Source organism: Bradyrhizobium liaoningense (assembly GCF_018130955.1).
In the GTDB taxonomy this organism is placed as follows: domain Bacteria; phylum Pseudomonadota; class Alphaproteobacteria; order Rhizobiales; family Xanthobacteraceae; genus Bradyrhizobium; species Bradyrhizobium liaoningense_C.
Window position 1 is genome coordinate 37,267 of record NZ_JAFCJM010000036.1, and the last position, 21,218, is coordinate 58,484.

16 protein-coding genes and 1 pseudogene are annotated in these 21,218 nt (G+C 61.7%); 10 read left to right on the forward strand and 7 right to left on the reverse strand.

The window, feature by feature from the left end; genetic code table 11:
* Positions 1 to 68: 68 nt before the first annotated feature.
* The 6 genes from JQ632_RS25705 (at position 69) to JQ632_RS25730 (ending at position 7,694) form a co-directional block, all read left to right on the forward strand.
* Positions 69 to 941 carry a GNAT family N-acetyltransferase gene (locus JQ632_RS25705; protein ID WP_212405380.1) on the forward strand — a complete coding sequence of 291 codons (873 nt, stop codon included), beginning with the start codon at positions 69 to 71 and terminating at the stop codon, positions 939 to 941.
* An 11-nt stretch (positions 942 to 952) separates the two neighbouring features.
* Entirely contained in the window at positions 953 to 2,146 is a 1,194-nt protein-coding gene (locus tag JQ632_RS25710) for an alanine racemase (protein ID WP_212405381.1), read from the forward strand.
* Positions 2,147 to 2,168: 22 nt separating this feature from the next.
* The gene (locus tag JQ632_RS25715; protein ID WP_212405382.1) at positions 2,169 to 3,632 is read left to right on the forward strand and encodes an aldehyde dehydrogenase family protein; all 1,464 of its coding nucleotides are present in this window, start codon (positions 2,169 to 2,171) and stop codon (positions 3,630 to 3,632) included.
* A 50-nt stretch (positions 3,633 to 3,682) separates the two neighbouring features.
* Complete coding sequence (locus tag JQ632_RS25720) at positions 3,683 to 4,756, forward strand: phosphotransferase (protein ID WP_312015664.1); 1,074 nt, start codon at positions 3,683 to 3,685, stop codon at positions 4,754 to 4,756.
* Positions 4,757 to 4,836: 80 nt separating this feature from the next.
* Positions 4,837 to 6,165 carry an aspartate aminotransferase family protein gene (locus tag JQ632_RS25725; RefSeq protein WP_212405384.1) on the forward strand — a complete coding sequence of 443 codons (1,329 nt, stop codon included), beginning with the start codon at positions 4,837 to 4,839 and terminating at the stop codon, positions 6,163 to 6,165.
* A gap of 206 nt (positions 6,166 to 6,371) precedes the next feature.
* On the forward strand, positions 6,372 to 7,694 hold the full coding sequence (locus JQ632_RS25730; protein WP_212405385.1) for an FAD-binding oxidoreductase: 1,323 nt from the start codon (positions 6,372 to 6,374) through the stop codon (positions 7,692 to 7,694).
* 200 nt (positions 7,695 to 7,894) lie between these two features.
* Here JQ632_RS25730 and JQ632_RS25735 read toward each other — a convergent pair whose 3' ends face one another.
* The 3 genes from JQ632_RS25735 to JQ632_RS39660 form a co-directional block, all read right to left on the reverse strand.
* Positions 7,895 to 9,334: an FAD-binding oxidoreductase gene (locus tag JQ632_RS25735; RefSeq protein ID WP_249152528.1), complete on the reverse strand. Its 1,440-nt coding sequence runs from the start codon at positions 9,332 to 9,334 to the stop codon at positions 7,895 to 7,897.
* A 1,005-nt stretch (positions 9,335 to 10,339) separates the two neighbouring features.
* The gene (locus tag JQ632_RS39655; RefSeq protein ID WP_249152529.1) at positions 10,340 to 10,816 is read right to left on the reverse strand and encodes a hypothetical protein; all 477 of its coding nucleotides are present in this window, start codon (positions 10,814 to 10,816) and stop codon (positions 10,340 to 10,342) included.
* A gap of 448 nt (positions 10,817 to 11,264) precedes the next feature.
* Complete coding sequence (locus JQ632_RS39660; RefSeq protein WP_312015665.1) at positions 11,265 to 11,678, reverse strand: tyrosine-type recombinase/integrase; 414 nt, start codon at positions 11,676 to 11,678, stop codon at positions 11,265 to 11,267.
* 617 nt (positions 11,679 to 12,295) lie between these two features.
* Between JQ632_RS39660 and JQ632_RS39665 the strand changes: the two genes are divergently transcribed.
* The gene (locus tag JQ632_RS39665) at positions 12,296 to 12,880 is read left to right on the forward strand and encodes a hypothetical protein (protein WP_249152530.1); all 585 of its coding nucleotides are present in this window, start codon (positions 12,296 to 12,298) and stop codon (positions 12,878 to 12,880) included.
* A gap of 216 nt (positions 12,881 to 13,096) precedes the next feature.
* Positions 13,097 to 13,879 carry a response regulator transcription factor gene (locus JQ632_RS25755; RefSeq protein ID WP_212405386.1) on the forward strand — a complete coding sequence of 261 codons (783 nt, stop codon included), beginning with the start codon at positions 13,097 to 13,099 and terminating at the stop codon, positions 13,877 to 13,879.
* Here JQ632_RS25755 and JQ632_RS25760 read toward each other — a convergent pair.
* From JQ632_RS25760 to JQ632_RS25775, 4 genes are all read right to left on the reverse strand, one after another.
* Positions 13,876 to 15,294, reverse strand: coding sequence for an HlyD family type I secretion periplasmic adaptor subunit (locus JQ632_RS25760; protein ID WP_249152531.1), 1,419 nt, complete (start codon positions 15,292 to 15,294; stop codon positions 13,876 to 13,878). The two genes, JQ632_RS25755 and JQ632_RS25760, sit on opposite strands and share 4 nt — an antisense overlap.
* A 50-nt stretch (positions 15,295 to 15,344) precedes the next feature.
* On the reverse strand, positions 15,345 to 17,081 hold the full coding sequence (locus tag JQ632_RS25765) for a type I secretion system permease/ATPase (protein ID WP_212405409.1): 1,737 nt from the start codon (positions 17,079 to 17,081) through the stop codon (positions 15,345 to 15,347).
* A gap of 141 nt (positions 17,082 to 17,222) precedes the next feature.
* Complete coding sequence (locus tag JQ632_RS25770; protein ID WP_212405388.1) at positions 17,223 to 17,681, reverse strand: hypothetical protein; 459 nt, start codon at positions 17,679 to 17,681, stop codon at positions 17,223 to 17,225.
* A 251-nt stretch (positions 17,682 to 17,932) separates the two neighbouring features.
* The gene (locus tag JQ632_RS25775; RefSeq protein WP_249152532.1) at positions 17,933 to 19,351 is read right to left on the reverse strand and encodes a hypothetical protein; all 1,419 of its coding nucleotides are present in this window, start codon (positions 19,349 to 19,351) and stop codon (positions 17,933 to 17,935) included.
* Positions 19,352 to 19,801: 450 nt separating this feature from the next.
* Between JQ632_RS25775 and JQ632_RS25780 the strand changes: the two genes are divergently transcribed.
* Positions 19,802 to 20,647 (forward strand): hypothetical protein, encoded by an 846-nt coding sequence (locus JQ632_RS25780; protein WP_212405390.1) that lies wholly within the window; start codon positions 19,802 to 19,804, stop codon positions 20,645 to 20,647.
* A gap of 206 nt (positions 20,648 to 20,853) precedes the next feature.
* Positions 20,854 to 21,132 (forward strand): annotated as a pseudogene (locus tag JQ632_RS39670) (hypothetical protein); the annotation flags it as partial.
* Positions 21,133 to 21,218 lie beyond the last annotated feature (86 nt).

Sequence of the window (21,218 nt, forward strand, 5' to 3'; positions counted from 1 at the left end):
CCAGATAGCCGTTGCCCGTCAGGAATCGGCATTAGGCCGGCAAACTGAGCAAGAGACGTCGACTCAATATGACCACCGCAACTTATCAGACGGGCGATCGTGTCAATGAGGACGTGATCCTGCTCCCATTCGCCCAGTCGCATCTGGAAGGCGCCCTGAGACTCTCCCAGGAGATGTCGTGGCCGTATCGGTTGGAGGATTGGGATTTCGCGCTGCAGTTGGGCTTTGGCTTTGTCCTGCAGCGCGCCGGTGTGGTGATCGGCACGGCGGCCTGGTGGCCATATGGCGAGACCCACGCTTCCGCCGGCATGATCATCGTCTCGAAAGCTGCTCAGGGACGCGGCTACGGGGCCCGACTGATGGACGCGCTGCTCGCAGCGGCAGGACCGCGGATCATCACGCTGAATTCGACCGCCGAAGGTATGGCGCTTTACCAGCGCCGCGGCTTCGTCCCAATCGGTGTCATCCACCAGCATCATGGAATTCCCAGGGAATGCCATGAGGCGCCGGCGCCGGACCTCGTCAGGGCAATGGCTCCAATGGATTTCGAAACGGTCACGCGCCTCGATCGGCAGGCCACAGGTTGGGCGAGGCGCGAGATGCTGAAGCGGTTGATCGAGGTCGGCGACGGATATGTGCTCCTGCGTGACGGCATACCCAGTGGCTACGCCGTTTCCCGTCTTTTTGGCCGTGGGCATGTCATCGGTCCTGTGGTCGCCGAAAGCCCGAGCGATGCGCGCGCATTGATAGAGGCCGCGCTCGCGCCTCTCGGGAATATGTTCGTCCGGATCGATACCTCTACCACCTCGCAACTCGGGGAATGGCTCGAAGGCATCGGGCTGCAGCAAGTCAGCGACGCCACCACTATGGTGCTTGGGACGCAGATGCCGTCGAGCGGGCCGGCGCGCCTATTCGCGCTCGCCAACCAGTCATTCGGCTAGGAGGCATCGGGATGCCGCGCTTGGAGATGGACGGAACGGATATCCCGCACGCTCGCCCGGGCGAGGCGGCCACAACACTCGAAGGGCTGGCGACGCCGGCCCTCCTGCTCGACAGAGGCCGGCTGGATCGCAATCTTGCCCGTCTATCCTCGCGTATGGCCGCGCGCGGTGTCGCGCTGCGGCCCCACATGAAAACCGGAAAATCAATTGACGTTGCCCAACGCGCCTATCCATCGGGGGCGGGACCAATCACTGTCTCAACCCTGGCGGAGGCGGAGTACTTCGCGCAGCACGGCTTCCGGGACATCATTTATGCAGTGGGACTTGCACCCCACACCGCCGCGAGGGCGATGCACCTGCGGAAAGCAGGCATCGATATCAAGGTGCTGCTGGATTCGCCCGAGCAGGCCGCCATGCTTGGCGCGGCCGGTCGTGCCGCTGGTGTGACACCGTCCGCCTTCATCGAGATCGACTGCGACGGTCATCGCGGCGGGCTGACCGCGATCGATCCGAAACTCGTGGTCGTTGCAGCCGCTATGGACGAGGCCGGCGTCAAGCTTGCCGGCGTTCTCGCCCATGCCGGCGAATCCTATGGCCTCAGCGTGCCCGCGGCCCTTGTCTCGGCTGCGGATAACGAGCGCGCCGTAGCCGTCGCCGCCGCAACGACATTGCGCGCGGCCGGCCATGAATGTCCTGTCGTCAGTGTCGGCTCGACGCCGACCGCGCATTTCGCCGAAGACCTGACCGGCGTCACGGAAATGCGCGCCGGCGTCTACATGTTCTTCGATCTGGTCATGCACGGCGTCGGGGTCTGCACGACCGACGACATCGCCATCTCGGTGCTCGCCACCGTGATCGGCAAGAAGCCCGAGAAGGGCTGGATTTTAGTCGATGCGGGATGGATGGCGCTGTCGCGCGACCGCGGCACCGCGGCACAGCGGGTCGACCAGGGATACGGTCTGGTCTGCGATGTAGCCGGCAAGATCTATCCCGACCTGATCGTTTCGCAAGCGAGCCAGGAGCACGGCATCCTCGCCATCAGACCCGGGTCGGCGCGCACCTTGCCCGACCTGCTGATCGGCGCGAAAGTCAGGATCCTCCCCAATCACGCCTGTGCGACGGCGTCGCAACACGAATTGTACAACGTCGTCTCCGCCGACAGCAACGCGATCGAAGCGCGATGGCCCCGGATGCGCGGCTGGTAGGCCGTCGAAAGGATCGCTTCCAATGACCTCGCCCCTTCGACACCTGACGGAAGCCGGCTTCCTCGGAAAATTCTACATCGACGGAGAATGGCGGAAGCCGATCGGATCAGTCACGGCAGCAGCAACCGTCGTCAATCCGGCGACGGAGCAGCCAATCGCTGACGTCGCGCTCGGCGATGACGATGATGTGGACTGCGCCATAGCAGCCGCCAGACGAGCCTTCGCCGGCTGGTTCATGACACCGCCTGCTGAGAGAGCGGCGCTGCTCGACCGGGTTCATGGTTTGCTCCTCCAGCGGCTGGAGTTGTTCGCGCAGGTCCTCACATGCGAGATGGGAGCCGCCATCACCTATGCGCGCCGAGCCCAGGTGCCGCTGGCCGCCGAACATATCCGTGTCGCACGCGACAATCTCGCGACCTATCCGTTCGTCACCCCACGCGGCAGCACCGCGATCATGCACGAGGCGATCGGCGTCTGCGGGCTCATCACGCCTTGGAACTGGCCGCTCTACCAGATCACAGCCAAGGTCGGCCCCGCGCTCGCAGCCGGTTGCACGGTGGTGTTGAAGCCGAGCGAATTATCGCCGCTGAGCGCCTTGCTATTCGCTGAGGTCATGGATGATGCCGGTTGTCCGCCCGGCGTCTTCAACCTCGTCAATGGAACAGGTCCGATCGTGGGCGCTCGTCTGGCGTCGCATGCGCAGGTGGACATGATCTCGATCACCGGCTCGACCCGGGCCGGCGTTTTCGTCGCGCAAGCAGCCGCGCCCACCGTCAAGCGCGTTGCCCAGGAGCTCGGTGGCAAGTCGCCGAATATCATCTTGCCGGACGCCGATCTCAGCCGTGCTGTTCCGCTCGGCGTCGGTGCCGCCTTTCGCAATCTCGGCCAATCCTGCAGCGCGCCGACGCGCATGCTCGTGTCCCGATCGCAGATGGAGGAGGTCGAGACCTTGGCGGCAGCGGCCGCGTCAGAACTGGTGGTCGGCGATCCCCTTGCGGAAAGCACGACCCATGGCCCGATCGCCAACCGGCCGCAGTTCGAGCGCATCCAGACCATGATCGGCGTCGGACTGGAGGAAGGAGCCAAGCTTGTCATCGGCGGGCCAGGGCGGCCCGCCGATCTTCCGATCGGCCTCTATGGGCGGCCGACGATCTTCTCGGACGTTCGTCGCGAGATGAGGATCGCTCAGGAGGAGATCTTCGGCCCCGTGTTGTCGATCATTCCCTACGACACCGTGGAGGAGGCGATCGAGATCGCCAACGACACTGTCTACGGCCTCGGCGCTCACGTGCAAGGCACCGATATGGAGAAGGTGCGCGCAGTCGCCCGTCAGATCCAGTCGGGTCAAGTGCATCTCAACTATCCCGACTGGGACCCTAGCGCACCCTTTGGCGGATACAAGCGTTCCGGCAACGGTCGCGAATACGGCATCGAGGGCATGGAGGAGTATCTCGAGACCAAGTCCGTCCTCGGATTTTATCGATGAATCCTGGCAGTCACCAGAAGCCGCTTTCAAGCCCAGGCATAGAAGCACCCGTGATTGCAACAGTCGACGATCTTTCTTGCGCGTCAGCGTCAACCGAAACCTATTTTCGCGCGGCTGCTGCAATCCTGGCCGTGCGGTCCGACTCCTCGGGACCGGACATGTCGGCGGCGCTGCTGAAGCGTCACTACGGAGTGACCGGCTCGATCGCGGCGTTGTCCTCCGAGATCGAGCGCACCGTTGAAGTCGACACCCCGGACGGCCGTCGGTGCATCCTGAAGACGTCGACCAGACCGGAGGCTGTCGATAGCTTCCGCTTCCAGACCTCAGCCTTGGCAGGCTTGGAGGAGGCCGCGGGCTTCGTTGCACCCGCAGTGCTGCGCACGAGCAGCGGCGCATTGATGTTTGAGGAAGAAGGCATATGCGGGTTCCTGCAAACCCGGCTAGAGGGCATTCCGCTGCACCAGGCGATGCGCACTCCCGACCTGCTATTTCGGACTGGCCGCGCCCTCGCTCGGCTTGATTTAGCGCTTGCGCAAGTCAACGGGCTTGCAGCCCATCGGCCCGTTCTTTGGCATGTCGGGTGCTGGTCGCGGCTGATGGAACTGGAGCAGTACCTACCAAGCCGGCGTGTTACCGATAGTGTTCGCGCCGCCATGGCGGAGTATCTGGAGTCTGTTGAGCCGCAAATCTCGAACGTCGTCTGGCAGGTCACTCACAACGATCCCAGCCCGTTCAACATGATTGCGACTGGCCAGGGACTGGGCTTCATCGATTTTGGTGATGGCTGCTGGAACCCCAGGATCCAGGATCTGGCCATTGCAGCAAGCCACCTCGTATCAGATTCGACGCTTCCTCTGGGGGGCGCCGAACATCTCATTGCCGGCTATGCCTCTGTCATTGCGCTTTCAAGGCTGGAAGCAAGGCTCCTCGTCGGACTGATGCGGGCGCGACAAAGTGCATTGATCCTGGTCAATTACTGGCGCGCCCACCTTTTTCCGGCCGACGCCCACTACATCAAAAAGAACGTCGCGCGTGCCGAGCACGGCCTTTCTATCCTGGAGCCTCTTGATGCAGCGTTGGGCGAGGCGGCAGTCCTGGCGGCAGTATCGTCGTCCTCGCCGTAACGCCGCTTAGGTTCGCTCGAACGACGGGGGCGTAAAATTTGCGAAGTAACCGCGGTATTCTTTCGAAAAGGCAGCAGCACATGTCCACAGATCTCATGCCCAACCGCTACAGACCTGGTGAATCAAACCTTCCTGGCCGCGAAGCCGAGCTCATTGCTCGTCGTGACAAAGTTCTGGGCGCTTCTTATCGGCTCCAGTACCGCAGGCCCGTGCACTTCGTTCGCGGCAAAGGTATGTGGCTCTACGATCCGGACGGGCGGGCCTATCTCGACTTCTACAATAACGTGCCTTGTCTCGGCCATTGCCACCCGGAAGTAAACGCAGCAATGGCTGAGCAGGCGGGTCGAATAAGCGCCAACACGCGCTATCTCGAGCCAACGCTTGTCGGCTATGCCGAGCGGCTCGCCGGGACTTTCCCGAACGAGCTCGATCGCGTGGTGTTTACCTGCACGGGGAGTGAATCCAACGATCTGGCGCTTCGCATTGCGCGATGTGCGAGCGGCAATGAAGGCGTGATCGTTTCCACCTATGCCTATCACGGCACGAGTGCTGCAATAGCTGCGGTTTCGCCGAACCTGGGCGACGCAGTCAAGCTCAGCCCATTCGTGCGGATGGTGTCCCTACCCGGGCCGGCGGGCATACCGGAAGCCCAGGCTGCGGACTATTTCGAGACACAGATTCGTTCAGCCATGATGGATCTGAACCGTCGTGGCATGGGCGTTGCGGCCCTGCTCATCGACAGTATTTTTTCCAGCGACGGCGTATGGGTAGATCCTCCTGGCTTCATCGCGAGCGGAGCTGCGGCGGTGCAGGAGGCCGGTGGTCTCGTCATTGCCGACGAAGTTCAACCGGGCTTCGGACGAACTGGCGCTCACATGTGGGGCTTCGAGCGGCACGGGATCGTTCCGGATCTTGTTACCCTCGGCAAGCCGATGGGCAACGGATTTCCGATTGCCGCTGTCGTTGGTCGCAGAGCATGGATGGACCAATTTGGTGCCACCTCTCGCTACTCGAACACATTCGCTGGAAACACAGTCGGGATAGCAACAGCGGACGCCGTGCTAAAAATCCTGCAGCGCGACCAAATCCCGCAAAAGGCGCTCGCCACGAGCCAGCGCCTCCGAGAGGAGCTGGAGAAGCTCGCAAAGCAGCGTAACGATGTCCGCGCGGTTCGAAACGCCGGCCTCTTCTTCGGCGTCGAAATAGGATCTGAGGGCACCCCGGCAGCAGGTCGTCGTTTGATGGCTTTGGACCTGGTCAACACAATGCGGGATGACGGCGTGCTTATCAGCACGACCGGGGCCAATGAGGATACACTCAAAGTGCGCCCACCGCTGGTTTGCCAAGCCGAGCATGTTGACCTCTTCCTAGCAACCATGGAGCGGGCGCTCATCAAGATCGCAGGTTAGATCGCAGACGGGCGAGCACCTCGCACCGCCTGCGCCGGACTGGGACTCGGCCGGGCTTGAGCAGCTCGTATCACTTAAGCGGCCAAAAACCCGAACATCTTGCGAAGTTCTGGACGATTTCAGCACATTCTATCGCGCGCACGATGCGATGAAGCGTTGATCGGAACTTTGCTTCCGTATCCTTGGCAGCCGAGGTTCGTTGGAACATGTCGCCACGCGTCGAGCGCATTCACAGCGATGAGCGTCTCCCGGCCGAGGCCGACGTCGTCATCGTCGGCGGCGGCATCCTCGGCTCTACGGCCGCCTATTACCTGGCGAAGCGCGGCCTCTCTGTGGCGCTTCTCGAGAAGGGCCACGTCGCCTGTGAACAATCGAGCCGCAACTGGGGTTGGTGCCGCCAGCAGAACCGCGACCGGCGCGAACTGCCGCTCTCGGTGCTCTCCATGCGGCTGTGGGACGAGCTCACGCGCGATATCAATCGGGACCTCGGATTTCGGCGCTGCGGCCTCGTCTATGCGACCCACGACGAGGCCGTGCTCGCCGGCTGGGAAAAGTGGCGCGAGGTCGCTAGGGAGTACGACGTCGACACACGCGTGCTGAGCCGGGCGGAGGTGGCCGAGCGCGTCCCCGAAGCGCGCGGCAAATGGGTCGGCGGGACCTATTCGGCTCGGGACGGCAAGGCCGAACCTGCGCTTGCTGCGCCGGCTATCGCCGAGGGGGCCAGAACTTTGGGCGCCACGATCCACCAGGGATGCGCGGCGCGGGCGCTCGATTTGGCCAATGGCAAGATTGCGGGCGTGCACACGGAGAAGGGCTATATCAGAACCAGCGCGGTGCTTTGCGCCGCCGGCGCCTGGTCCTCGCGCTTCCTTCGGCCGCTCGGGATCAGTTTCGCCCAAGCGAGCATCCGGCAGACCGCGCTGCGTTCCACCCCCACAATCAATATCGGCGAGGCGGTCTCCACACCCTACTGCACGATCACGCGCCGACTGGACGGTAGCTACACGCTTGCGATCAGCGGAAAGGCGAACCTCGAAATCACGCCCCAGGCTATCCGGTATAGCCGGGAATTCATGCCGCAGTTCTTGCGTCGTTTGAAAAACGTCAGGCTCGGCGTCGGCCAATCGTTCGTTTCTGGGCCGGATTCAATGCCCGCGCTGCTCACCAACGACGATCGGATCTTCGAACAGAATCGCGTGCTAGATCCTCCGCCCTTGAAATGGCTGATGAGCCAAGTGGTGGAGAGTGTCCGGAAGACCTTCCCCCAACTCGGCGAAATAAAGATCGATAGCGCCTGGGGCGGCTTCGTCGATTGCACGCCGGACGCAGTGCCCGTGGTGTCGCAGGTGGACGGGGTGGAAGGCCTCGTCCTGGCGGCGGGCTGCTCGGGGCACGGCTTCGGTTTAGGCCCGGGGCTCGGCTATCTGGCCGCAGATCTCGTCGTCAACGACACTCCTTGCGTCGATCCCACACCGTTCCGGCTGTCGCGTCTGGTCGACGGCTCGAAGCTGGACATCGCCGCCATCTGAAGATCGAGCCGGCGATCGACCAGGTCGCGGCCTGATCCCGACTTAGCAATCCCTAAAGGGCGTTTCCTCCCCAACTTGAGCCACTCCTTCGGAGTGGCTTTCTCTTTATGGACAAGACGATTTGGCCAATCGAGGTGACTCGCCCGAACATGCACCGATTGGGCCCGGACGAAAGCACCGCCAGCTTGCCGGCCAATGGTTCAACGGGCAGACTTCTCTCCCAACGGACGAACGACCGCGCCGGCGTTCATGATGTCCGCCGGATCAAAGGCGGTCTTGATCCGGCACATCGCCGCAATACGCCCGACATCGCCGTACCGCTTCAGAAGGTGCTTCTTGAAACGACCGACGCCGTGCTCCGCGCTGAACGTGCCGCCGAGCGCCGCGGCTGTGTCGTAGAGTTGCAACGAAAGGCTGCTTTCGATCCCTTTGGTGAACTCCAGCCGGTCGACATCGGGAGGAACGAGCACGTTGTAGTGCAGATTGCCGTCGCCGACATGGCCGTAGACGGACAGTTCAAGGTTGGCGTCATACGATCGCACCTGCGCGCCGGCCAGATCCAGAAAGCGCTGAATGGAGGAAAGTGGTACCGAGATGTCGTGCTTGACCGATCCGTTCCGGCGCTTCTCGCCCTCGGGGATGGTCTCGCGGAGCCGCCACATCCCGGCCCGCTGTGATCCGCTCTGCGCCAGCAATGCGTCCTCGATCCATCCGGACTCGATCACCTCGGCCAGAACGGCTTCCATCAGTTCATCGAGATCGAGATGGCGTGAGGAAGAGGCGAGCTCGACGAGCACGGCACCTGCCGGGCCTGCTCGAAGGGAGGACGGGTCGATCATTGCTTCGGTCGCGAGCGTGATGGATCGGGCTGCCATGAATTCGAACGTGGTCAGCAGGTCTGCGGATTCGCGACGGACCAAGCCGAGAAGTTCGGCGAGCGGCACGCCGCTCGCGAGCTTCAGCCAGGCAGTCGCGCGGCGGACCGGCAAAGGCGCGAGACGCAACACTGCGCCGGTGACGATGCCGAGAGTCCCCTCGCTTCCGACGAAGCACTGCTTGACGTCGTAGCCGGTGTTGTTCTTCCGCAGCTTGCGCATGTCGGAGACCACCGTGCCGTCCGCCAGCACCGCCTCGATCCCGAGCAGCAGATCGCGAGTCATCCCGTACCTGACGACTGACAGCCCGCCGGCGTTCGTGCCGATGTTGCCGCCGATCCGGCAACTGCTTTCCGCGCCGAGGCTGAGCGGCAACAGAAGTCCGGCCGCCGCCGCGGCGTCCTGTGCGTTCTTCAGGATGACGCCGGCATCGACAGAGATGCTCATGGAGACGGGATCGATTTCGCGAATCCTGTCCATCCGCTCGAGGCTCACGATGATTTGGCGCCCGGACGCATCGGGCGTCGCTCCGCCGCAGTAGCTGGTGTTGCCGCCCTGCGGAACGATCTCAATGCCGCGGTGCGCCGCCAGCCGCACGATGTCGACGACTTGTTTCGTCGTCGTCGGCCTCAGCACGGCAAGTGTGGATCCCGTGAAGAGCTGACGTTGATCCGTTGTGTAGGTGGCGATCCGCTCTGGGTCGTCAACGATGCCCCCGCCGTCCAAAAGCTCGCGAAAGGCATGAACGTGTACTGACTGCGACATGCTTCAGCTCCCGATTGGCATCGGATCATCTTTGCGCGTTTGTGCGGCATTGCTTGCCGTTCGGTGGCGGTTTCGAAGACACCGATGCCGAAATGCCAGGATTGTCGGCAGTTTGCACCGCTGCAACCTCGTCGAAGGTCTCCATTGTAGCTTCTGAACGTGGGATCAGAGGTGAGGATGCTTACGTCAACACGCTTGCATGCGTGATGCCGCGAGCCACGGCCAAGTGAGTTTCAAGTAGCTCCGTTGCCCATCGCTCTAAGCTGCTCAAGAGCGTTTCGTTTGGAAACGGCAGCCAAGCAATTGAAATTGCTGAGGCGTGTTTTGACCATTTTTTCCAAATGCGCATTGAAATCATTGAACAATCAAACAGATTTTGAATCCGCCATTCGGATTCTGATCCGTTGCGCTCAAAAGCACGCTCAAGCGCTTGAGTTCGTTAGGTACAGAAGGCCGGTAGGCGCGGGTCCTTGGGGGCGTTTGGAAACCGCTGCTAACTCTCGGCACACCGTCCAGAAAAGTCTCCCGAGTTACACTGCCACACTCCTCAGGCGGCCAGCTCAAAGTCATGCTGCCTGCTGAATTCGTTCTTGCCCCTCGCCGGGAGTGTTTGGCTCCAATCGGACTTGGGTAACGGCTCTTCGGCTAGCCCCGGGACCGAGCCAATTGATCAGAGCTTTATGTTCCTTTAGCGAGTTACCAAGCGCGGAAAACACGACGGTACTGATAGCTTGTTGTTAGCTGCGCAGGTGGTCAACCAGCTTGTGCCGAGTGACATAGCCTGCGTTCACGCCGGGGATAATCGTCCGGAATGTTTGACGAAGGTCATTGCCCCATTTTGACAAGACCTCTCGATCCTCCTTTGTTTCCGCTAAGTGTCCTGAGGCGCTCTCAGTGGGGAACAACCATTTTTGCGCCTGAGACGGATGCATTTGCCTGCGGAACCGAAGCACCCGAATGAGACTCAGGATCATTTGCCGAGATAGCGGGATGTCGAACGCTCGCTTACTGCCTCCCTTGGGCTTTGGGATGTGGAGCGTACGCCGTCGGAAATTGATGTGTTCGGGTCTGGTCTGCTGCAAGGCGGTGGGTTTTCCGCGCGTGATTGTAGATGGCCCGCAGCGTCCGCATGCTGCCATTCACGATGTACGGACCGTTCTCCCTAGTAAGCTGATCATGCTTTTTGGCGACGCGAGCGGGATCATTCGCGAGATCCAGCAAAGGGGTCTTAAGCCATTCGGAAAAAAGACGTTCAACGTGATCGCGATACCCGCTGATCGTTTTCTCGCTACGGCCTTTTCGGATCAAGTGAGCTTCCAGGTAGCGTTGCCAAGCCTGCTCCAGGGTAGCGCCCCCTTCAGCACCATTACCATCAGTCGCGGCTTGTTCGGAGTTTCCGTTCTCCCTCGCTTTCGGGTGCTGCCCCTTGCTGATCTGAGCAAGATATTCCTTGGCAATCGCGCGGGCTGCCCTGGTCGTCAACTCACTGGCGTCACCAATCGATACTCATGGAGGAGGCCCGCTTTCCTCGTTGTCTGATATCACCTTGAACAGTGAAGGTCCTTTTTCGCTTCCCGACAACCACGAAGAAGCCTTTCAACTCGGTGTCGTGAGCCAGATACCAGCCATCTTCAGGAGTCGGCAGCTGGCGCCGTCACACAATTCCCTTGGGAAGCGATGAATTCACAAACTGCGGGCCGTGAGAGGGAGGCTTCCGTGGCCGTTGCCATTGCCGTCTGCTCAACAATTGGCGGGATGGCTGCGCGTTACCGCAGCGGCTATCTCGTTCCCGGCGGCGTGGAGCGTTCTCTCACGCAGAAGCCTTGGCGACCGGTGAACGCCTTCACCTGGAATCATCCACATCCCAAATCCTCGCTCCCACCCCAATCCGTGGACTGCGCTCAGCTTTCTGATCGCTGATCCCGCATGCTCAACGCCCCCCGAGGTAGTGAGCGTCGAGTATCTGCTGCACGGTAGCCATGGAGTGTCCGGTAATCGCCGCGATTTCGGGCACTGAGCAATTCGACAGTGCGAGCCGGGTGACGGCTGTTCCGCGTAAATCATGGAAGTGCAAATCATTCAGCGACGTTTTTTTGAATGCCTTGTCCCAGCTCGTTCGGAAACCGTCCTCAGTCCAGGGTCGGCCGAACGAGTCGAGCAAAATGGTGACGGCTGAGCGCTTCTGCTTACGCGCAGTATCAAGGGCCGCCTTCAGCGGTGGTCCAATCGGGATCGTTACGCGCTGCCGGCCTTTGCTACCGCGCCCCTTTGACTGACGCATCCGGATATACGTGCCATCGGACACGCTAACGACCTTCGAAAACCTGGTCCAGTCGTCGGTCACGTTCGGCCTGTCGGACGCAGTTCATGCCAACGGCGCGGTCGAGAACATCACGCTGACCGGCGCCGGCAGACCGTGGCAAGATTTTTATTGCGCAGTAGCTTAAGGACCGTTGGCTGGAGCAATGAGAAGCAAGATGCGGCATTTCTGGTGCGGGACCCCATCGGTCGGCGAAAAGAAGCCCTCGCAAGGCATCGATTCATGGTTGTCCCGGCAGGACTCGAACCTGCCTACTAGATTGTTGTGAGCGGCAGAACATTGGTCAGCTTAGTTGATCTTCCTGCGGTTTTGTTCGAGTCCAACAGCTCTCGCTCCGTTTCGTTCGCGCCGTTTCTGGTGCAAAACTGGTGCGGTGCTCCGAAACTGGCCAGGTCGGCCATGATTGCTTTCACGATCGGCCCTTTGCGGTAGCCTCGGCATGGCTCTGGAGCCCGATTTAATCGGTCTGGAGCCCGATTAAATTGGTCTGGGGCCCCGATTTAATCCGCCTATCCAGGCATGTGCCGGACAACCGCGTGCGTTTAATGAGCGTTTAACGCTTTTGCGCAACAGATAGATCACCAGCGCGGAATTAGTCCTAATTAACTGTGCGAGCCGAGCTCCCGAGGGAGGGGAATCGGATGGGACTGCTTTTTGTTGGAGTGCTGGCAGGAGTCCTGATCGGCTTTGGCTGGTTCGCGCCTTCCCGAGGGTATTTTCTTGGCTGCGCGTCACCCCCCTGTTTCGACAGGGTTGCAATCGCCCGACCCGCGCAGCCAACGCCGACGGCATTGGCGCCGGATCCTGCGATCGTCAAATCGAATACTGCAACTCCGGCAAGGTCCGGCAAGAAATCATCTCCAAAGAAGCGCGGATCGGTCGATCTCGCCAAGGCGGCGTCCCCGCTGACGAGGATCAGCGTCCCGGCATCCGAACGGCCCGCGGAAGTATCAGATCCTGTCCTGGAAAAGGCGAAGGTCACCATCGCGACGAAGATGGAGGATCCAGGATCGGCCGAATTCACCGATATGAAACGCACAATACGAAAGAACACGCTTGGACGCCCCGTGGATACGATTTGCGGGCGTGTGAAAGGAAGAAGCGCATCAGGCGGCGAGACCGGAGAGAGACCGTTTCTTTATCTCGTGAAGGAGGATGAAGCATATGTCGTCGACGGCAAGTCGGGGTCGGCGGCGTCAACGGCGTATCGAAATATCTGCAATTAGGGAATGCGTCGACTGCGTAACCGCGCGGTACGCGCCCAAATGATTTGAGCGGAAAGAATTTCCACCCAGGCGCGCCAGGTAATCCCGCAGTGGATAAGGCACTGGCGGCGGCACTGCGCAGCTCTCGTGATGATGCATTCAGGACGAATGCAGCAGCAGGGGAGACGCAATACGGAATGGGAATATCACGGAAGCTCTTTTCATATCGAGGAAATCATGGACGACATAACCAACTCCTCAAAGCGGCTCGATGGATCGCTTCACTTGCCGGTTCTGGTGATCGTCGAACCGCTCCTGTTGTCTCGCACGTGTATTCTGACCGTCCTCAAGCGGGAATTGGCGGAATTCGAGATCCTCGACATGGCAACGGTCGAAAGCCTGGACTGCACGTCAACCCGCGATGTTCGTCTGGTGGTGCTGAGTATCGCAGACAAGCCCATCGACGATCCCTCGGTTGAGGGCAATCTCGCCTTCGTTGCGGAGTGTTGTCCCAACGCCGCCGTTGCAGTCCTGTCAAACCATGACGACGAGCCGACCGTGCAGGCCGCCATGCAGCGGGGCGTGCGCGGCTTTCTTTCTAGCTCGCTGCCGATCGAGATCGCCATAGCCGGCCTGCGCCTTGTCCTTGTCGGCGGCGTCTACAGGCCGTTGCCCGTGGCCGGGATGAACAGGATACCGGATTTTGAGCCGCCAGATGCGCGCGGGCTTGCGCCCGCATATCTTGTGAACGAGGGAGCCAGAGTGACTATCGACAGGAGCGTGACGGATCTCACGCCTCGTGAGCAACACGTTCTGGCCGAATTGGAACTCGGCCTGCCCAACAAGCTGATCGCCGCCAAATTGAACCTCTCGGAAAGCACGGTCAAAATGCACATCCAGCATATCATGAGGAAATGTGCTGCGCACAATCGGACGGAAGCCGTGCTCCGCTGGCGCGGCCGGTTGCCGGCGCAGGGGCGCGATCACGACCCCGGCGCAGCCCCAATGCTGGAGACCTAATCCTCTCTGAATGCACCACGGAAGCTGTCGAGCAGGGGTCTGAGCGCGTAGAGAGCCACGGTACCGCGCCCTGTCGTGATGAACACTTGAACCGGCATGCCGGGGACGATCTGGATGTCGTTTGCGACGATCTGCGCGTCGTCGATCCGGATTTTGGTCGCGTAGTATGGCTGGTCGGTACGCTTGTCGAGGAGCCGGTCTGCGGACACGTGCACGACAGTTCCCTTCAGGCGAGGCACGCGACGCTGATTGTACGGTATGAGGTGAACCTCGGCATTGAGGCCGGGATGAACCACATCGATGTCCTCGGGCCTCAGGCGCGCGGTCACGATGAGGCGGTCTTGCCGGGGCACCAGGTCCATGAGCGGAGCACCCGCTCCGATGACGCCGCCGGCCGTATGAATCCGCAGATCGGTTATCACGCCGTCCTCGGGCGCCTTGATTTCTGTTCGCGATAGCTGGTCCCTGGCCGCAAGCAACCGCTCGCGGAACTGGAATATCTGGTTCTGTGCTTCACGAAGCGACTGTGCGATCTCGTTCTGCCTCTCGCTCTCGAGTTTGAACAATGTGGCCTGCTGTTCGCTGATGACCTGCGCGGCGCGGGAAATCTGCGCGGCGATCTCGCCGCGGCGGCCCTCAACGTCGGCCAGCTCGCGCTGCAGGTTCAGGAGTCGCGGCCGCCGTTCGAGCCCCTTGTTGACGAGGGTCGCGACCATATCCAGTTCCTCCCGGACGATGTTGACCCGCTGCCCGGTGGCGCTCTCCTGCGCTGTGAGACCTTCGATCTCCTTCTCGACTTGACGCCTTCGTTCGCGAATGACCGCAAGCTGCGACTCGTGAACCTGCAGGCGTGCCTGAAAAATGAACTGTTGAGCCGATACCGCGGCGGCGGCGACTCCGTTCTGCCTGCTGTCCTGTTCCAGCTCGTCCGGAATCGCGATCCTCTCAAATCTCTGCTGCTCGGCTTGAAGCCGTGCGGCACGAGCAACTGCATCCCACAATTGGCCTTGAAGGCTTTGCATCTCCGAGCCGGCCCGGGTGTCGTCCAGCGCGATCAGCGTTTGGCCGCTTCGCACGATATCGCCATCCGAAACCAGGATCCTTTTGACGATACCGCCTTCCAGATGCTGAATCGTCTTGCGGCTCGATTCCGATTCCACGACGCCGGACGCGATCGCGGCGCTCTCGAGAGGTGCGAGGCTCGCCCATGTACCAAGCCCCAGCATGAAGCAGAGCACCATCAGATTGCCCGCGACGGTGATACCGCGAAGCCTTGCGCGTGGAGAGGTCGGCGTGGGCGTCGAGCACCATGGAAATTCCAGAGGCTCGAAATCGTCGATTGCGGTCACCACGACGCCAGATCGTCGGGCGGGCGGGGGGCTCGCCGGCGCTCGCCTGAGCTGGTCCCAGATCATGGGAAGTCTCGAGACGGCGGGAAGCATCCGGATGGTGAGAGAGTTCCAGATCATGGCGCTATCTGTGAAGTAACCTGGGGTCGGCTCAGGTGCCGTTCAAAGATGTCCTCGCTGTCGCCGAAGGCGGCGACCGCACCGTCTTCCATGATGGCAATCTTGTCCGTGGCGGCGAGGAGACCCATCCTGTGAGTGACGACAACAAGGATGACACCTGCGAGCTTCATGCGCTCGATGGCATCCAGGAGCATTCGCTCGCCCCCATAGTCGAGGCTGGCGTTAGGTTCGTCGAGAACGATGAGGCGTGGACTGCCGAAAAAGGCGCGGGCAAGACCGAGGCGCTGCCGATACCCGCGTGAGAAGGTTGTTTCACTGTGAACCACCGTGTCGTAACCCTGCGGCAGGCGCATGATCGCCCCATGGATTCCGGCGAGCTTGGCCGCTTCGACGACCTTACGCCGGTCGGCATCTTCTAGGCGTGCGATGATGTCGTTGATGGTGTCGCCGATCAGGTTGATGTCCTGGGGGAGATATCCGAGGCGGTCGCCGTTCCGGCCATCGCGAAGCAGCGAGACGTCGGTATTGTCAAGGAGGACACGGCCATGCGTCGGCATCGACAGCCCGGCGATCACCTGGCCGAGCAAGGACTTGCCTGACCCGGACGGACCGATAATGCCCAGGCATTCTCCGGGCATGAGGCTGAACGAGACGCCGTTCAGCAGAAGATGGTCGGTCCCCGCAAGCCACACGCCGACATTGTCAACGACGAGGCCGCTTCGCGCCTGCGGCGGGAAAACCCCCGCGGTCTCTTGTGGGGCGATGGGGAATGCGGCGAGAAGTGCGCCGAGCCGCTGACAGGCGCTCACCGCCGTCACGAGTGATTTCCAGCCTGCGACTGCACTTTCTACCGGCGCGAGCGCCCGGCTGAACATCAGCGTGGAAGCAAAGATGATTGCCGGACTCTTCCCGTGATCGAGGACGAGCCACGCGGCGGCCCCCATGATCAAGACCTGCGACAGCGCGCGAACCGGCTTGGTGACCAGTGAGACGATCTCGCCGCGCCGAAGTGCTACGTCGTGCTCTCTGCGCGCGTGCTGCGCGTCATCGTGGATCATGCGCGCAGCGCTATCGAACATTCCCATGGCGCGGATCATGTGGATGTTGCCCGCGGCAGTCTGGAGGCGAACGCTGCTTCTGGACAGCGCGGCGCCGGATCTGCGCAGAACGTCTTCCGTGACCAGCTCTCCGGCAATCGTGAGCGCGAACAGGAGGGCGATGCAGCAGGCGCCGACCACGCCAAGCAGGGGATGGATCAGAACGAGGACAAGGAGGAACAAGGGCGCCCAGAGCGCGTCGAACAGCATCGTACATGCGCCGGACTCGATGAACTGGCGCAGCACGGTGAGATCCCGATATGCGCCAGACGCTTGCGTCCAATCGCTGCGAAATGCCGATTCGAGGCCGGCCGAAAGCACACAAGGACGAAGGCGATCGTCGAGCCAGCCGCCGAGGCGTCCAAGGACGGCGCGCCGCAATGCATCGAACACGCCGCCGACGACCACCGTGATCGCGACAATGAGCGTGAGCAGAAGCAGCGTGTCGCCGCTCCGGCTCGACAACACCCGGTCGTAGATCTGAAGAAGATAGATGGAGGGCGCAAACAGAAGCAGATTGTAGCTGCAGCTGTAGGCGAAAACGAGAGCTAGCGGTCCCGCGCAGGACCGGAGGGCTGCGTGCAGTGGCGTCCGGATCTGCGGCAGGATGGGCAACCGAATGGGCGGCATCAGCATGATCGTCACCGCCTGAAATCGAGATCCGGCGCACTTGGCCGATGGCCAACGCAATCCGGCAACGGCATCGGTAGATCATTGGCGTGAATTCCAGGACCGGCGGCCGCGGCCGCCGGTCCCGCCAGTCGGACGAGCAGCTGGTCAGAGCGTATCGAGATGGAAGGTCACTCCGCCACCCCATGCGAAGTTGCCGTCTCCGCCATCGCCGCCGATGCCGGCCACAACTTCCTGGTGCTGGTCCACCATGACCTTGTTGATCTGGGTGGCATCCGTATTGGCGTAGACCTTGGAGGTATCGTAGCCGCTGTAGGACTTCTGGCTTCCGTTCGACTCGGCGTCTCCGCCATGGGCCTTGGCGAACCACGAGGCCTTGGCGTTGGCGCCGCCGGCATCCCAATCCGCCGTCTGTTTGACGTGATCGCCGGTGTTGACGTGCACGTCGGCACCTTCCGCCTTGTTGGTCGGATCGTAGTTGACAGTCGGCTTGCTGATGATGGCTCCCTTGAAAGTACCGTCGCCGCCATTTCCGGCACTTTGACCACCGGTGTCGATCGATTTGACTTTGATCGTATCCGAGATGTTGATTGCCTTTGGCATCATTTGAGGCCTCCGTCGTTTTGTTGGCTGTCGTGCAACATCCATCCCGATCAGGCGGACGCGCACGGCAAGTCTGATCCGCTCGTGCGCGAGGGCGATAGATGTCAAATCGGACACCATCCGGTTTGGTGGGCTGACGTACGAAAGTACGACATTTCGTCAGGGGAGGGCGCCTCTGCGCGGGCTTTGCACGCGAAGAGTGGCGACGGCGCGTGCCGCGATGCGATCGGCCATGCGAGAGATGCGACGTTTCGCTACGCCACCAGGTGAAGATCCGACAAGAGATGCGCGGCATCGCCTCCTAGCGCGAGGTTGCCGTAGCCGCCGTCCCCGCCAACTCCGGCGATCTGGGTCGCACTCTGGTCGATGTGTACGTTGTTGACCTGATCGGCTACGGCCGTCGAATGTGGACCTGCGATTGCTATGTTGATGGGTGCATAGATCGCGACGCTGACGTCGATCAGACTGCCCGCAAAATAACCGTTGCCGCCATTGCCTGCGCTGTTCGAGCCGGTCGCGATCGTATCGGAGCCGCCCCACAGATGATGGGAGAGAAGGCTTGCATGGCCGCCCGCTGCGGCGTTGTCGTTGCCGCCGTGCCCGCCAATGCCAGCGACCTGGACCGCGGATTGATCCACGGAGACATCATTTATCTGGACCGCGTAAGCGCTGGAGCCATAGCCCGCGATTGCGATGTTGATCGGGTTGTACACGACAACCGAGGTATGGACGAGTTCCCCGTAGAACGTGCCGTCACCGCCATTGCCGGCCTGGCTCCCGCCGGTTTGAACGTCCCAGGCGCTCCCTCCGTTGCTTGATCCCCAGCTGGGGTCGAGCGTGATGACGCTGCCGCCGGCGGCCACATTGCCATGTCCGCCACTTCCGCCGACGCCCGCGATCTGCGTGGCCGATTGGTCGATGTCGACCGTGTTCGACTGACTTGCATGCGCAGAGCCGCCCGGGCTCGCCAGCGCAATATTGATCGGATGATAGATCACCACGGGCGCGTCCACCAACGCACCCGAGAAATAGCCGCTGCCGCCGTTTCCAGCGCTGTTGTCGCCGCTCGCGATCATCCCGGAGCCTGAAGACGTACTGATGCTCCCACCCACTGCAACGTTGTCGTTGCCGCCATGGCCGCCGACACCGGCCATCTGAAAAGCGGATTGATCGACATTCAAATTATTGGACTGGTTGGCCAGGGCGACCGAGCCGTATCCCATGCTCACCGAGATGTTGATCGGTTCATAGATCAACAGGGACGCGTGAATGATTCCTCCGTAGAAGTGGCCGTCCCCGCCGTTCCCGGCCGTGTTCGCCCCACTCTCGACCGAAGCAATGCCGGGATGTGATGCGCCGGCAGCAGGCTTCGTGGACGAAACATCCAGGCCCGCCGGAGCGTGGTTGCCGGCGTGGCCGCCCGTGTCGCCCCCCGATGCCTGATGTTCGGATCGAACCGGGTCGGAGTCATGATGCTGGGTATTCGCGCTCGCGAGGTGCGCTGCAGGACCTACAAGCGGGCCGGGATGATGGGTCGGGGCGCCACCGCGGACCGCGTCGGCCACGAACGAAGCACTCTGCGCAGGGCCCGGTTCGCCCTCGCCATCGTACCCATCGTGGTGATGAGAGGCGTGATGCAGCCGGATTCCATCCGACATCCGCGAAAAATCCATCGTAGCCTCCCTCATCGCAATCGCTCCGCGCGATCGGACGGGTTCTGTACTCCGGACAGAATGTCATCCTGGAAAGGTCGAATGCCCAGTCGTCAGTTCGGATATGGCGATTCGTCTGGCAGCCGTCACATCGGCTACATCCGTTCGGGTGCGGTTACAGCCTTTGCATCAATTCCCCCGGTCCGCGCGCTCATCTCGCCTGCGGCCAAAATGAATCCGCCGCATTGCCGGATTTAGGCCGCATTGCGACCTAGGTCGCGGCCAAAGCTCCTGTCCGGCCAGGGGCGCAACACCGGGGGTTTTATGTCCGGTCATTTGCGATTTTGTTTCGCCGCTTTTGGACTTCTTGCAGGTCTCTCGACGTCGTCAGCGTCTGCGAACCCATTTTCCGCATTCTTCAATACCGAGCCCGCGACGCCCCCTGCACCCGCTTCAGCGGAAGTGGCGTGCTTGTCGCGGCCCGGCAAGCCGACCGCCGACGGCCAGCACTGGGTCTATCGGGTGGAAGGTCGGCGCAGATGCTGGTTCCAGGTCGCCGAAGGGACGGAGACGGTGAAGAAGCCGGTTCGACATCGTGCCGCCAAGCATCGTGTCGCCAGGTATCGTGTCGCCAAGGCCGAAGAGAACACGGCCGAAGAGAGCAAGACCGCAGCGCGCAAGCGGAAGGCGATGGTGGATGCGCGCGCGGAGCTGCAACGCTCCGCACCTGAGGATACGTCTCGGCCGAGCCCGTCCGCGCCCGTGCAGGTGGCTGATGCCGGCCCCGTCCTCGCGACCGGGATCGCGACCCGCGTGTCGCCGGCCCCCCTTTCCAAACGCGCGAACGACCGGCTCACGGCCGACGAGATCACGTCGCGGCAGGTCGACCGCCAAGTCGACCGTCAAGTCGACGTGGAGGCACTCCTGGCGGCGACGCCGGCCGCCAGTGACGTGGTTGCCGCTGCGGCCGTGCCGCTCGCCTCTTCCACCGCCGAGGCGGACGATGACGGGCCGGGCTGGACCTGGCTTGGCATGCTGCTGATGGCTTTGGGGCTTGTCTCCGTCTTAAGCGCGAGCCGAACCATTCGGTGGGCCGTGCTGCTGCAGCAGCTTGAGGTCATCTTTCGCTTGTTAAAGCATGATCCGGAAAAGTGTGAATCGTGCTCAAACAAAGACCTAAAGCGCGATGACGATTCATCCAAATCTCATCGCGCTTTAGAGGCTGCTGCTGGTCAAGACGCGACCTCGCGGGGAGGTGGGGCAAGGCGGCCATTCGGCCTGAACCCCACACCTCGGATCGGCTCGGCGGCGACCTGAACCGCTGAGGCGACCGTTGATTTAGGTCAAGCTTTCCGAACAAGAGTCAGGGCCCGATTTAGGTCGGGCTCGTCCGGGACGACCGAGGCAGGATGCTCCGGCAGGTTACAGCGCTGTTTTGTCACATTTTGTGATTGAACATTAGCCATTTAAATGTATTTAAATTTTAAATGGGGCCGGCTGTTTCAGTAACCAGGAGATGTCCCATGCCCGCTTCCCGTGAGGAAGACGACCGCCGCGAGTTCTTGAAGACGTGCGGCAGGTTCGCGGCCGTAACGCCTCCCGCGGTGACTCTGCTCTTGTCGACGTCATTGACATCGGCAGCCATCGCACATTCCGGCGGCCGAGACGCAAGAGGGTATGGCGGCGGTAGCGGGAGCGGTGGTTCGGTCTTCGACAACGGCCGAGACGGCTCGACCAGGGAGCACGCGTCAGGCGGCGGTGGAGGCGGCTCCGGCGGTGGTGGCGGGGAGGCGGGTCGAAAGGGATCCAAAGTCGCGCATTCCGGAGATGAAGGTTCCGGATCTGGAGGTGGCCGCGGTAACGAGTCCTCCTCTGGCCCCGGCGGCCA